Consider the following 13831-nt stretch of genomic DNA (forward strand, 5'->3'; position numbering starts at 1 on the left):
CAATGACCCCTCCAGGGCTGGCCATCCAGCTCTAGGGTCATACGCTTTCGCGATTACAAAAAAGGTCGCCGGGCGGTCTTTTGGCTAGTGATGAGATACTAAGTGCTTGGCTAGTGAGGAGAGACAAGTGCGGCCAAACTAAATGCCACCGCGCAAGCGGCGGCCGGAGACCAAAGCGTTATCGCAATCTCCCTCGGCATACAGATCAAAGCACGCAGAAGCCATCAGGTTCCCCGGGGCGGGTTTATTCCTTGTAGAGGAGGAACCGCAGCACCGTTCACCCAACAATACCAAGCGTCCAGCCCGTGGAAGCCGCACAGAACATGAGCGGTGATTCTGAGCAGGAATAATTTTGCTGATGGCACGGTCGGTTGCTTGGGCACTTTTCATTTCTGCCCTCATGAGCGACCGAATGTACGGCGCGAGTAGCTTGAGATTACAGACGTGACTCGTCTGCGAAAATCTCGCACGTCGGCGGGTTCCCTGAAATGCGCATCCTCGATCAAGGGCGTCAGCTCGTTGCGAAGGGCTTCAGGCAGTGCGGCCATAAGTTCGTTCAGCGGTCCGTGAGGTGGAATTCGGACTAAATGTCCCCCAATTATTGCTACCCCGGGACCGCAGTTGATCACGCCCCAGAGGATGATCGCGATAATATCGTCCCGCTTGCCGCGCGGAATTCGGAGAGGTGGGGGGCTCAATAAAAATCCATGTCCGGCGGAGGAACCAGCATTGGTATGTAGTTCACCCCAGCCGACAATTGCCCCGGAATCATTCATTTGAATTGCAAAGTCTAGACTCCAACCGGATCCGGACGGGAAGAGATCGCTTACTGCTGTGATAAATCCTCCGCTTTGAAGATAGTAGTTAAGTTCGCGCTCAAACAAGATTTGACCGTTAGCATTGAGGTCAAGCATTTGGCCATTTGAGAATGGCGTGAGTGTGTCGGTGGTGGCATCGTAAATTGCCTGTACTTCGGGGCCGCCCCGACCAAAAAACCAAACCCACAGCTTGTCGTCGTTGGTGATGCGAATTCCATTGGACAGGAAGGTGGGATTTGCCACAGCGCGCAGATTTGCACCATCGTAAAAAACGGGCACTTCGAGCTGATCGTAGCCTAGTACCCACCCTTGAACTCCGATCGCGTGGCCAATATCGTTGATATCTTTCAATTCAAGGAAGGCCGTCGATCCGGGTGGTTGCGACGGTAACGTTGGCAACACCCAAGTAACCGCCTGGGTGTTGTGATTGAAGATAAAACCTCTCTGATCATCCAAGACGCTCCAGCCCTTTGCCGCTGTTCCCGCCACATCGCCGGAATTGTTCAGCGCCAGGGGTCCAATTGCGGGATAACCCGGAATTGCGATCGGCTCGGTCGTATTCGTTTCAAGATTGTAAAGCGCGTATTCCCGCCCGGTGGAGCCCTGCACTCTGGCGAGGACAACGCGCTCGTTGTTGATGGCCCGTACATCTATGATCTCAGATGGAAGAGTGATGAGAGTGCCGTCCACGAGGCGGACAAAGTTTGGCGGGTTCAACCCGGAGCCCGTCAGGATGACGTCGCCTCGATTGCTTATTCCTTGTGGCTGCATCGGACCAAGATCTACGACAGAATAGCCCATGGGGTGTCTCCTGCAGATTGTAAGTGTTTCTTAGCACGGTCTGGTCGAGGGCGCTTTGGGATTTTGCCGGCAGATGCCCGCGCGGAAGGTCGCCGGGCCGACACCAGTAGCCCGGTCGGTGATGTCCGCTACAAGCGGCGGTCGAAGTGAGCACGGCCCCGCGTCCGGTCTGCCGCCGATAGCCGACACTACAATGGTCTCAGCCTTGTTCGGCTAAGGGCCAATAGGCGACATGTCGCGCCCGTATCATGGACCGGGGATGGTTGCGCCGATATTCTTGTGTATCGACGCACCCTGTCAGTGGATGGTCTCAACGCCACCCATGGTTTTTAGGGGCACCCAAACTGCGTAATCGTAAGAACCCGACCATTCGTAAACAGTATTGAGGCACTCAGTGCAGTCAAACTGACCGGCGCCCTTTGCGCGCTGCTGCAAGGCAAAATAGATTTGCCCGCATCTGTTGCAGGCGAACAAAACTTTGATGGGAGCGAGATTTGCCATCAGGCAAGTATAGCTTCGAAAGCGGTCATTTTCCAGTCGTGCTCTCTACCATTTCGAAGCCGTCTCGATTGGCGGCCTCCCGAGTGCTATCAAGGCCCATAACCGAAGGGAGCGCCAAATGCGTTTTCAGCAGTTGGTTGGACTCGGAATGCTCGTGCTTTTGCTCGGACTAGGTGTCGTAGTCGCCCTCCAATACGTCCCCCACCATTGGTGACTTGCCGCCCATCGCGTCGTATACTTGACGCGCACCTCTCAGGGTTCTCAGGTGCCTTGAAGGCAGCGAGCCCACTAGCCCTGCTCATCACTCTTGATGAGTGGGGTTTTTCTGGCGAGCTAAGACCATGGTGAAGGAAACCAAGTTTTTCCGTAAGCAGGCCGACAAGGCGGAGCGCATGGCGCGCAGCGCCAGCGACGACGACATCTCGCAACGATACCTGAATATGGCCCGCGCCTATCGCGCTCAGGCTGATGTTTTGAAGGCCAAGAAAAAAGCCGTCAAGAAAGCCCGCTAACACCGAACTTACCGTAAGCTTCGCAGGGAGGGCTAAACGCGTGTTCACCTTCGGCGCAATATTGCTGCTTGCCGGGATGGTTTGGGCATCGGAACGACGTGAGCGTCAGGAACGAAACCAAGAAGCGTCCCCGGTGACCGATGATTTCCTTCGTGCGCGCTTCCTGTTTATTCGACAGGATTTGAGGCTGGCTGTTTATCTGCTGATGGGCATCATCGTGATGCTAGGAATTATAGCCGACAGAATGCACTGACGACGCACTTTCCTCCTACCTTCGCAGGCGGCCCGAAGTCGTAGAATTTCGGATCACGCCTACCGGCGACTAGTGCGAGAGAAAAGGCTGCGGATGTCTGGTTGGGGTCAAAACGCGAAGAACTCAACATGAGCAAATCTAGTCTGCAATGCTTCACTGAGCGGACCTCAATGAGATGGGGCACTGCTTCGCTGATGGGCTGCATCGGGAAAATCCAAGGATAGTGATTGCTTTCGATCCGAACGTGTCGACAAATGGCGCGCCAAGCAAAAGCCAATTCCGAACGTATCGGATGCGATCCGGCAGTTGATTGAGATTGGGTTGAAAGCACCGCGGGCGAAAGATCGCGACTCAGCGCCCGGTTAAGTCGATTTTTACTTTGGGTGTTATATGGTGCCTAGAGCGCTGTGGAGTACGGCGCAGTTTCTAAGCGGGTAGCGGATTCGTTGCGCCGAGATGGCGCTTTGAGGCGGGATGCCTTGGCGGATGCCGTGAAGCTGAACGACAAGCGGGATGCGTGTCGGGAGCGATCAGCACAAATCTGTGCTCGCCCTAGCATCCATGCAAAGCGAGCACTCAATCGGAGTCTCGCAGATGCACAGCAATCAGCCAGAAGTCGTTTGGGGCGCCCGCGCGATCGCTCAGGTGATCGGCAAGGGTGAAAAGGCCACGTTCGCAATGCTCGAACGGGGGCAACTGGCTGGCGCTCAAAAAGTCGCCGGCCGATGGGCGTTTAAGCCCCGCATTTTCTTCTCCATGTTCGAAACTGCTGCCTAGCAAGCACGGCGGTGTGGCGCTGCGCGCCTAACTTCTACCAAACAAGGAAATCGGAAATGAAGATTGGACAAGTGAAAAAGTGGAACGCCGAACGTGGCTTCGGCTTCATCGGCACGGATGGATATGATGTCTTCGTCCACGTCAGCGCTCTACCGCGTGGAACCGAAGCACTAGAAGTCGGGACACACGTCGGCTTCGAGCTTGAAATCAGCGCACGCACCGGCAAGCCGCAGGCGACCAATGTCCGCACAGTCTGAGATCGACAAGTCTTGCGCGCACGCTTACGCACTTCTGCATGATCATGTCGAGCGTTACCGGGCCGAAATAGTAGTCGAGCCGACGGCCTGGCGAACGCGCTGCAAGGAGCTGGTCGAAAATCTCGACTGGCTCGAATTCTGCCGAAGCCATCCACTCAACCCAACCAACAAGCCAACATAAGCGAAAACGCCCCAGCAACGGCAATTGCTGAGGCGTCGAAGAGTTGTCCGATAAACTGTCGCAAGTTCATCGCTAGCACACTTCGACGCTCATCGCAATGTAAATGTTGGGGCTCCATCAAAGGAGTCCACGATGAGTTTATTGGAAATCGACGAGACGGAACGCCTCTCTGCACCCCTTGGCATCGAGGCATTTCGCGACCTCACCGAATGGTGGTGTGGTGGCAAACACGAGCCGGAAATGTCTCCTCCGCTTGCACTAGGATGGGACATTCATCGCCAATGGCCGAATGCAGAGGGTTTCGCAATCTGGCGCGATCTGATGCACGAGTACGAGCCGCCTTTGCTCGCGAGCAATCTGCTCGGCTCGGGCGATCCTCGCCAGGCTGTGACGATGGAGCAGTATGAAGCCGCTCTAGTCGAGGAATGGGCGCGATACGCGCGACCAAAGCCAATCTTGAACGACCTAGCCGCCAAGGTCGGCGCGAAGCGCGCGGTGGATCAGGTCGAACGGGATGCGCACGAGGCAAGCCGCCTAAAATGGCTGGATCGGTTCTTCGAATTGGACGACGCCGGTTATGCGAAGTGGTTGGCGGACGGCCGGCCCGATGGCAACGGACTTAAATTCGAGCGGTGGCAGGAACGCCGATTCCGTGAACTATTGGAGAAAACTAAAGCAATGCCCGTCGTCCCTTTTCCATCTGCGCCACGCGCCGAACCCCTACCAAACCTGTTGCAGGCGTCGGGAGATTTTGTGCGCGGCTTCGTGCCCCCCGACTATCTTGTCGACGGCGTGCTGCAACGGCGGTTCTGCTATTCGCTGACCGCGCAGACGGGCGTCGGCAAGACGACGGTGGCGCTGCTCCTCGCCGCGCTTGTCGCCACCGGTCGCCCCCTGCAAGGCTTGGACGTGGCCAAAGGCACAGTCCTTTACTTCGCGGGCGAGAACCCCACCGACATTCAAATGCGTTGGCTTGGACAGACTCGCGAATTGGGAATCGATCCCGCCGCGGCAGATGTCCACTTTGTTGCCGGCGCAATGCCTCTATCGTCGATCGCTGAGCGCATCACAACGGAAGTACAGGCAAAGGGTCTCGAATTGTCTCTGGTCATCGTGGATACCGCGGCGGCCTATTTCGAGGGCGATAACGAGAACGACAACGCACAGGCAGTCGACCACGCCCGCAGGATTCGCTCCCTCACGGCGCTTCCCGGCGGCCCGACCGTTATCGTCCTGTGCCATCCAACCAAGCGGGCTGGCGACGATGACCTGATCCCGCGCGGCGGCGGCGCGTTCCTGGCCGAAGTCGACGGCAACATCGCCCTGCAAAAGCGTGAAAGCCTCGTGGTGGCCAGCACGCAGGGCAAGTTTCGCGGTCGCGAATTTTTGCCTCTGAGCTTCGAACTCAAGACCGTGCATCACCCAATGCTCAAGGACGTGCGCGGCCGGGACATTCCCACCGTAATTGCTCAACCGATCGACGAGACCGGCAAGCAACAGATGGCAGCCGCCAACCGGCGCGCGGAGGATGACCTGCTCAAGGTGATCTTCGAACACCCCGGCGCGAGCCTACGGGCGCTTGCTGTGGCGTTGCGCTGGCTCGACAGCAAGGGGCAGCCCAATCCCATGAAGGTCAGCCGCGCAGCGGATGTGCTGGCTCGCGAGAAGCTGATTCAGAAGCACCGGAACGCCTGGCAGGTCACATCAAAAGGCGAAATCGAATTGAACAAGATCGAGCGGCCGACGAACTTCACTCATCCGTTGAATCCGACTGTAACAGGCGTTGTTACAGGCAACGGTCAATTTCCACCAATTCCGGAGCGCTGAAAGCGCGTTACGGATCGACGTTACAAACTGTGCCAGCGACGGCAAAAAGCGTTGCAAAGCCAAGGCTGTAACACGTTACAGAGCCGTTGTTACAAACCGTAGTACGGCGGGGGCGTTTACGCCCTCCGTACGGCCGTAACGTAACAATCAGATCCTAGGCTTGTTACACGTTACAGCCATGGAAAATGAATCAGCCGGCCCGGCAGTCAAAGATCATCGGCAGACAGCGGCTTTTTCACACCCGCATACGTATACGGGTTTTAACCGTTCCAATGGTCTGGATCCGTTCGGAGGTTGCTGACAGCTGATCGATTGTCCATTCACACAGGTATAACTACCGCCGCAATTTCCTGTGTAATCAATTCTGAGAACAAAGTTCGGCGCGGCCAAGGACTTGTTTATCGCTTCGACCGCATCTGCGGTACCGATTGGTGCCAGCGTAGCGACGAACGACACGATCAAAGATAGTGCTCGCATGCGGGTCTCCCACTTGACAACCTCGAATTGAAGTACCTTGGACCTCACTACTGACGGTGTCCAGTGAAATGGTTACACCGCCTTGGAGGCGTGTCGCGATCATCAATCAATCCGCGCCGACTTTTTCGACTTATCGCGCTCGTATCGCTCCAAACAATATCGATTAACGGATTTTATATCTTCTACTCGCATGCTAACGCGCTGAAATGCCGCAACTTTATGAATCATGATGCGCCTATGTTGCGCCTTCGGCCGGTGATGCGGGTCGGGGGCACCATTCGCGCTTGCTGAAAGCGAACTCGAAATGGTCAAGACCGGCCCTGGCGCCTGCCAAGTCTGCAACAGCCCGCACCGCCACAGCGTCGACGTCGCACTCGCGCACGGCCTTGGTCATGACGCGATCGGGAAGCGCTACGGCCTGTCACCCCACAGCGTACAGCGCCATGGCAAGAACCACCTGTCGCCGCAGATGATGGCGGCGGTGCAACACGCCTTGCACCCGAGCGCTGTCGATCTCGACGCCCTGAAGGTGAGCGAAGGTGAGAATCTGATGCACAACCTGATGCATCAGCGCGCCAGGATCGCGCAGCATATCGAGCTGGCGGTGTCGACCGGCGACGCGGGCGCGGCCATTCGCGGCGAAGCGGCGATCACGAGTAACCTGCAACTCGTCTCGAAGCTGCTCGGAGTGCTGGTCAACGTCCACGAGACGCGGCATCAGCACATCCTCACCCATCCCGATTACCTGCGCCTGCGCGAGGTGCTGTTGCGTGCCTTGGTGCCATTCCCTGAGGCGCGCATTGCGGTCGGCCGGGCGCTCGCCGGCATTGAGACGCAGGCGGCCGAGGACATCACCAAAGCCGCTCGGAACGCGCCCCTAGTGATCGAGGCGAAACCGACCGGGCCGCCGCCCTGCCCCGTGCCGCTGCCGGAGGCGCCGCCGTGTCCCTGATGGCGCGAGATCTGGCCTACGCCTGCGATCCCGTGTCATTCGCCAATGACTGCGGCGTGCAGCCCGACGACTGGCAGCAAGCGTTCCTGCGCCGGCCGCCGCGCCGCGGCCTGATCCTGGCCTGTCGCCAGGCCGGCAAAACCGAGACATGCGTGCTGCTCGCCGACCATGTGGCGCACACCGAGCCGGGCGAAACCATTGTCGTGATCAGCCCGGCCCAGCGCATCAGTTCGGAATTCATCCGCCGGGCAAAGTACCGCTATCTGCATTTGTCCGGGGCAGAACTGGCCAACGACGCCGTGCAACGTATCGAGTTGCCCAATGGCTCGCGCATCATTGGCTTGCCTGGCGAGGCGGACAACGTGCGTGGGATCGCCCGCGTCCGTTTGGTGCTGATCGACGAAGGCGCCCGCGTCTCGGATGACATCTATGCGGCCGTCCGCCCCATGCTGGCGGTGCACCCCCGAGGCCAACTGATCGGGCTCACGACGGGCGCCGCGAAGCGTGGCTGGTTTTACGAGGGCTGGACCGATCCGGAGTCCGACTTCGAAAAGATCCGGGTCACGCCTGATATGTGCCCACGGATCACGCCTGAATTCCTGGCCAGCGAACGGAAGGCACTCGGCGAAACAACGTTCCGCACGGAGTACGGCCTTGAGTTCTTGGACGATCAGGAGGCCGCGTTCCCGAACGAGATTATCGATGGAATTTTCGACAAGGAGTTGCGACCGCTATGGGCATGATCACTGTTGGAGACTGGAAGTACGTTCCCGCTCGCGCGATTGACGAGTGGGTGGTTGGCGTCGACCTCGGAAAGTCGGCCGACAGCACCGCCATTGCTGTCATGCGCCACACGGTCAAAGGGACCGGCGAGGATATTGTCGATCACCGACTCAGAATCCGCCGTGAACTGAGCATTCGAAGATTTGATCTCCTGCATTTGCAGCGGCTACCTCTCGGCACGAACTACGTGGCGCAGGCGCTCGCGATCGGAGAACTGATGCAACGCGAACCACTCAAGAGCGCTAGGGCAAAGCTGGTCATCGACCAAAGCGGCGTCGGTGCGGGTGTGGTGGACCTGATGGAGGCGAACGGCTTGCGTCCGATCCGGCTACAGATCACCGCCGGCAGCGAACAGACACAGGAAGGCAACGTCTACAGGGTCGCCAAAACCATCCTGATTTCTAAACTGGAAGCCGCGATGCATTCGAAAGAGCTGCACGTGGCGGCGGAACTGTCGGAAGCAGATTCGCTGCGCGATGAGTTGCGGGATTTCCAGCGGCATGTCACCGCATCGGGTGCCAACACATGGTCAGCGCGGACCGGCAAGCACGACGACATCGTGTTGGCCGTGAGCTACGGGATTTGGTGGAGCACGTCGGGACCGCGGACCGAGCATTGGGAGCTGCGGATTTAATTCAGGGGCGGGTTCCAAGCTTCTCAACGTTCGCAAGCTGAGCGATGCCAAGCGTGTGGTAATTCCAGCGCGGAAGCCATCGGCCAGTTTCGCCGTTCACCGAGAAGGATTTGGCAAGCTCCGCGAGCTGTTCTTTGCTGGCAACTCCGAGAACAGGCGCCAACTTGGCAAAATAAGCTTTCGATTCTGAGCGGGCGAAGATTTCAAACGGCGGGCGGAAGCGGAATGTAGTGTACATAAGCGTCTCCGGGTACCAATGATCATATGAATTCCCAAAGGACACAGCCCTCAGGAAAAGCAAGAAATCTGCAGCCATCAGAATCGAGAATGGCACACCGCTGACATGGCTACGCTGCTCCAGTAAATCCGCGCGGAGGGAGGATCTTCGCAACTCCTGTTGTTTCGGGCGAAGCGCCTCCATCGGTTGCCAGATAACAGTATAGGGATGCATCTGGGTCGTTGGATGATCTTCGAGGCGAGCGAAAAAGTGCAAGTCAATTAGCTCGCCAAGTACGTCGTAGCGTTCAAACTTTAGGAGCGTCGCGACGGAATACAGAAACAGCTCATGGACGATGAACTTGAAGTTATCCCATTCCCAGCCGCTCCAGCTCATGACGGTCTCTGGGCGGAACATGAAAGGAATTGCGCGTTCGAAAAACCGCTGGAGCGACCGAGCTAGTTCCGGCGTACGACTTGCCGTGGCCGCCGTCATCACCTCGATGAACTCGTTTCGGTGAGGTAGGAACCTTTCGATATTGTCGAGGACCGCCTGCGAAAAATCAGACGACTTTGGATCGACGTAGAACTCCGCAAATATCCCCGCGAAAGAATCGAGGTAGGCATCAAATGAAACGCTCGGTCCCAAGCCAGTTGCAGCGTTGCTCCCTACCGAACTGGCCTCAATTGCTCGCTTCGCCTTGCTCCTCGTGGGACTGAGGGGGCGATCTTCTTTCAAGAACTCCGGCATGCTGCCCAGAGCCGGCTTTGTGTAGAGTGGCTTGTCGTATAGCCATCGGAGCAGCTGCTCAAAGTTCGTAGCGTAAAGTGCTTCCGTCATTTGAATATAGATGCGGGAGGTGAAGAACCGCGGTAGGTACGGCTCTCCATTTTCGTCGACCTCAGGGATCACGGCAACGAACTTGGTCTGATCGGTATTGTTGTAGAGTTCGGCCGACATAATTTGCGATTCAGCGCCGACGCCACCGGCTCTTTTGTCGGCCTTCTCAGCATATTTCTTGTCGGAAACCACGATCACCTTGGTGACCTTCGGATCGGCAACCATCGTCTCCATGTAGGCATGAGCATCTTGCCCTTCCCGCAGGTCCCACTTGTCTAAACGCACCTCTACGCCGTTCTGCACCAGCTCGGTTGCCAGCTCCACCACCCATTGTTCGTGTGCTGGCGAAGTCCAGCTGTATGAGATGAAGGCAACAGGCTGGGCCATTCTCAACCTCTGAAACGAGAGATGCGCGAATCAACGAACGATGGTTGCACAGCCTTTACACACGCAAGACGGCACTTGGAAGCCATGCCTCCTATCCACAGGCTGTGTTGCGCCCGTTGTCGCGCCGAGCCGCCTCGACTGGACTCGAGCCGTTGAATTTGCACACGATTTAGGTGCGACAGGCGCAACAAGAAGACGGCCAAAATCGCCGCGATCGAACGGCAAATATTTCAACGATTTCAATGAATTAGGAACTGGCTGGGGAACCTGGATTCGAACCAAGACAAACAGAGTCAGAGTCTGCTGTGCTACCGTTACACCATTCCCCAACGGAATAGCCGAACAAATTCAATAGCTTGCTGACTTGTTCAGCTGCGGCCGGAAGCGCGTTTGGCGCAAATCACGGCTCAGGCGTGGCAGCGTTCTACCCGCTCGGCCTTGGGCTGGCAAGCGCTGCGGTGCACGGGCCTGTGAACCGGCGGCCCGACTGCGCCGGTAACCAAGACCCGCCGGCGCAGGCAGCGCCTGATCCAGTTCGCTGATGCCTGCGGCCGAAAATCCCCCCGTCTGCTGCTTCATCAGCGCCTCAGCTAGTTCGAGCCGCAGACTCGAACCACGATCTCAGCCTTGCCGTTCGCGATCATCACCTGGCCGTATTCGTCCTGCGGCGGGCTCTCCTCGTAGCGGAGCGGGATCGTGGTGATCGCTTCCTGCGCTTCGCCACCCGGCTGCTGCGTGTTCACGTCGAGGATCAGGATCTTCGGGTTGATCCCTTGCGGCGAACGCCTGGTCAGCCGGGCCTGCCAGCCATCGGTCGGTACTCTCACGTCGCCGACCATGACCAGCTTGGGCGGCGCGCCTGGCGCCCGGTCGATCCAGGCCTTGAAGGTGTTTCTCAGCAGGACAGTCATGACACGTCTCTCCTTTGCCAAGCTGCGAATTGTCCGCCCCTCGTCCCGACACGCGGCGCCGGCCTTTCGCCTATTAAATCAGCGCAGCCTGACGGACAGATATCAGGCCCCGACAAACCACCCGATCGCCGCCTTCCCCTTCGACCAGGCTTTCAAGTCCCGGCTGCCGCCTTGGCGCGGATCGCGTTGGCGACGGCCGGAGCCTCACCGCCAACGCCTTCACGGCCGGCAAGTTTTCCGGCCCGCCGACGGCTTTGGCCGCTTCCGCAACCTTGTTGATGTCGGGGACGCTCTTCTTCACGAACGCGTCGATGAAGTCAGCGCCAGCGTATCCGGCCGCCAGGACGCTCAGGAGAAATTGCCGGCCGATTTCCTTCGGCTCGACCATAAGCCCCGCGGAGATCCCCGCCACGCAGCCGATAACGATCGACACCAGAAACGCCGACCCATCGAACACGTCCTTGAAGCGGCGGGGGCTCGTGAGGAAGCCGAGCCGACAGCGACCCGTCCGCCAGATAAACGACCGTCGCCTACTCCAGCTTGATATTCGCCGCTTCGATCACCTTCTTCCACCGCTCCGTCTCGGAGGCGATGTAGGCCTTGAAAGGTTCGGAATCGACCGCAACCGCGGCCGCGCCGAGCTCGGCCATCTTCTGCACCGTCTCCGGCTGCTGCATGAAGGCGCGGATCTCGCCCGACAGCTTTTCGACGATGGGCTTCGGCGTGGCCGCGGGAACGAAGAAGCCGTGCCAGGCCACCGCTTCGAAGCCCGGCAGGAATTCGGCGACGGCCGGGACTTCCGGATCGAAGGCGGCGCGCTTGGGCGTTGCAGTGGCGAGCATCGCGAGCTGGCCGGTCTTCACCTGCGGCAGCAGCAGCGGCACGTTGTCGAAGGCAAGATCGATCTGGCCGCTCAACAGATCCGTCAGCATCTGGCTGGAGCCCTTGTAGGGCACATGCACCATCTTGGTACCTGTCATCTGTTGAAACAGTTCGGCGGCAAGATGCTGCGAGGTGCCGACGCCGGCCGAGCCGAACGAGACCTTGTCCGGGTTCGCCTTCAGATAGGCGATCAGCTCCGGCACGGTGCGCGCCTTGATCTTGTTGGGATTCACCACGAGCACGTTCGGCACGACGCTGATCTGGGCGACCGCCACCAGGTCCCTGTCCGGCTGGTAGCTGAGCTTGGGCCCGTAGAGCGTGGGGTTGATCGCGAGCGCGGAGGTGCTGGCAAGGCCGAGCGTAATGCCGTCAGGCGCCGATTTCGCCAGCCGCGTCACGCCGAGGATCGAGCCGGCGCCGCCGACATTCTCGACCACGAACGGCTTGCCCAGCTTCACTTGCAGATGGTTCGACACCATGCGCGCGAAGATGTCGGCGGTACCGCCGGCGGCGAAGGGGACGATCACCGTCACCTGCTTGGCCGGATAGCCGTCCTGCGCCTTTGCCGGCAACGTCGCCAGCAGCACGGCTGACACAAGACCAAGCCACATCGATCTCATCGAAGTTTCCTCTACTGCTACTGTTTTGTTGATTGGGTGCCGCGCGCGGCGGAGGTGACTAGAACGCGACCTCGTACATGTTCAGGATCGCATCCCGGCCGAGGTCTCGCGGATTATTGTCGAGCAGGCGGCGAATGGCATGGGCCTCGTCGGCCATCACGCCGAGATCGCCCTTGGGCACGCCGAGCGCGGACAGACGCATCTCGATGCCGAGGTTCTTGCAGAACTCGTAAGTGGCGTCGAATGCGAGCTTCGCATCGTTCTGCGCCGGCAGGCCGAGCGCCGCCAGCACCGCGACCGTCTTCGCCTCGACTGCCGGCATGTTGAAGGCCAGCGTGTGCGGGAAGATCAAGGCACAGGCGAGCCCATGTGCGACATGATGGCGCGTGCCCAGCGGATAAGCGACAGCATGCCCGGCGGTGGTGTTCACCGGTCCAAGGCAATAGCCGCCATAGAGCGAGGCCAGGGAGAGACCCGCGCGCGCCTCGCGATCGCCGCCGTCAGCGACCGCCCGCTTGAGATATTGCCCGACCAGCCGCGCGCCCTCGATCGCGTAGAGATCGATCATGGGATGCGCCTTGCGGCTGGTATAGGCCTCGACGCAATGCGCCAGCGCATCGACGCCGGTGGCCGCAGTGACCTCCTTCGGAACGGTCATTGTGAGATCAGGATCGACGATGGCGATATCAGCAAGCATGAAGCGGCTCTGCACCGCCTGCTTGTTCTGGCTGACAGGATCGGTGACGAGCGCGCGGGTGCCGGCCTCGCTGCCGGTGCCCGACGTGGTCGGGATCTGCATCAGCGGCACGCTGCGGCCGGCGACTTTTTCCGGCCCAACGATATCGGCAAAGGCCACGTCGCTCGTGCAGAGCACCGCGACCAGCTTGGCGAGATCCATCGCGCTGCCGCCGCCGAAGCCGACGACGAGATCAGGCGCGACCTCTTTCGCCATCGCCACCGCCTTCTCCAGATTAGGCAGGTCCGGTTCAGGCTTGACGTCGCCAAACACTTTCACTGCCCCCGGCAGCGCCAGCGCATCGACGCGGCACGCATTGAACGGATCGGAAATCACCAGCGGCCGCCTGGCGCCGATCCGCTCGGCGAAGCGCGCAGCAGCCGTGATGGTGCCGTTGCCGAATTCCAGGATGGTGGGACGTTGGATTTCGATGGGCGTGAAGGCGTTGGTCATCGTGCGCTAGAT

Annotated in this window: 14 protein-coding genes and 1 tRNA gene; 8 read left to right on the forward strand and 7 right to left on the reverse strand. The window is 59.1% G+C overall.

The annotated features are described in order from the left end of the window. Positions 1–398: 398 nt before the first annotated feature. Positions 399–1619, reverse strand: coding sequence for a hypothetical protein (locus AB7G19_RS26220; RefSeq protein WP_441268293.1), 1221 nt, complete (start codon positions 1617–1619; stop codon positions 399–401). An 842-nt stretch (positions 1620–2461) separates the two neighbouring features. On the opposite strand from AB7G19_RS26220, the gene AB7G19_RS26225 reads away from it, so the two are divergent. The 8 genes from AB7G19_RS26225 to AB7G19_RS26260 all read left to right on the forward strand — a co-directional run bounded on the left by AB7G19_RS26225 (position 2462) and on the right by AB7G19_RS26260 (position 8773). Then, positions 2462–2632, forward strand: a complete 171-nt coding sequence (locus tag AB7G19_RS26225; protein WP_441268294.1) for a hypothetical protein — start codon at positions 2462–2464, stop codon at positions 2630–2632. Between the two features lie 40 nt (positions 2633–2672). Next, positions 2673–2885 (forward strand): hypothetical protein, encoded by a 213-nt coding sequence (locus tag AB7G19_RS26230; RefSeq protein WP_441268295.1) that lies wholly within the window; start codon positions 2673–2675, stop codon positions 2883–2885. A 594-nt stretch (positions 2886–3479) separates the two neighbouring features. Next, positions 3480–3662 (forward strand): DNA-binding protein, encoded by a 183-nt coding sequence (locus tag AB7G19_RS26235; RefSeq protein ID WP_284274625.1) that lies wholly within the window; start codon positions 3480–3482, stop codon positions 3660–3662. 56 nt (positions 3663–3718) lie between these two features. Continuing rightward, positions 3719–3919 carry a cold-shock protein gene (locus AB7G19_RS26240; RefSeq protein ID WP_441268296.1) on the forward strand — a complete coding sequence of 67 codons (201 nt, stop codon included), beginning with the start codon at positions 3719–3721 and terminating at the stop codon, positions 3917–3919. Between the two features lie 313 nt (positions 3920–4232). Beyond that, positions 4233–5927 carry an AAA family ATPase gene (locus tag AB7G19_RS26245; protein ID WP_441268297.1) on the forward strand — a complete coding sequence of 565 codons (1695 nt, stop codon included), beginning with the start codon at positions 4233–4235 and terminating at the stop codon, positions 5925–5927. 781 nt (positions 5928–6708) lie between these two features. Beyond that, positions 6709–7356, forward strand: a complete 648-nt coding sequence (locus tag AB7G19_RS26250; RefSeq protein WP_441268298.1) for a hypothetical protein — start codon at positions 6709–6711, stop codon at positions 7354–7356. After that, the gene (locus tag AB7G19_RS26255) at positions 7347–8099 is read left to right on the forward strand and encodes a phage terminase large subunit (protein WP_441268299.1); all 753 of its coding nucleotides are present in this window, start codon (positions 7347–7349) and stop codon (positions 8097–8099) included. Before AB7G19_RS26250 ends, AB7G19_RS26255 begins: the two co-directional genes overlap by 10 nt. Then, a complete protein-coding gene (locus tag AB7G19_RS26260) occupies positions 8090–8773 on the forward strand; it encodes a hypothetical protein (RefSeq protein WP_441268300.1) in 684 nt (227 codons plus the stop codon). The genes AB7G19_RS26255 and AB7G19_RS26260 overlap by 10 nt, the downstream gene beginning before the upstream one ends. Position 8774: 1 nt before the next feature. On the opposite strand, the gene AB7G19_RS26265 is transcribed toward AB7G19_RS26260, so the two are convergent. The 6 genes from AB7G19_RS26265 to AB7G19_RS26290 form a co-directional block, all read right to left on the reverse strand. Next, complete coding sequence (locus tag AB7G19_RS26265; protein ID WP_441268301.1) at positions 8775–10217, reverse strand: SEFIR domain-containing protein; 1443 nt, start codon at positions 10215–10217, stop codon at positions 8775–8777. 255 nt (positions 10218–10472) lie between these two features. Continuing rightward, positions 10473–10546 (reverse strand) — tRNA-Gln (locus AB7G19_RS26270). 261 nt (positions 10547–10807) lie between these two features. Further along, the gene (locus AB7G19_RS26275) at positions 10808–11128 is read right to left on the reverse strand and encodes a hypothetical protein (protein ID WP_063983883.1); all 321 of its coding nucleotides are present in this window, start codon (positions 11126–11128) and stop codon (positions 10808–10810) included. Positions 11129–11201: 73 nt separating this feature from the next. Continuing rightward, positions 11202–11561 (reverse strand): hypothetical protein, encoded by a 360-nt coding sequence (locus AB7G19_RS26280; protein ID WP_441268302.1) that lies wholly within the window; start codon positions 11559–11561, stop codon positions 11202–11204. A gap of 97 nt (positions 11562–11658) precedes the next feature. Continuing rightward, positions 11659–12630, reverse strand: coding sequence for a Bug family tripartite tricarboxylate transporter substrate binding protein (locus AB7G19_RS26285; protein ID WP_441256502.1), 972 nt, complete (start codon positions 12628–12630; stop codon positions 11659–11661). A gap of 58 nt (positions 12631–12688) precedes the next feature. Continuing rightward, positions 12689–13819 carry an iron-containing alcohol dehydrogenase gene (locus tag AB7G19_RS26290; protein ID WP_441268303.1) on the reverse strand — a complete coding sequence of 377 codons (1131 nt, stop codon included), beginning with the start codon at positions 13817–13819 and terminating at the stop codon, positions 12689–12691. Positions 13820–13831: the final 12 nt, after the last annotated feature.

This window comes from Bradyrhizobium sp. 215_C5_N1_1 (assembly GCF_052075935.1).
GTDB lineage: Bacteria > Pseudomonadota > Alphaproteobacteria > Rhizobiales > Xanthobacteraceae > Bradyrhizobium > Bradyrhizobium barranii.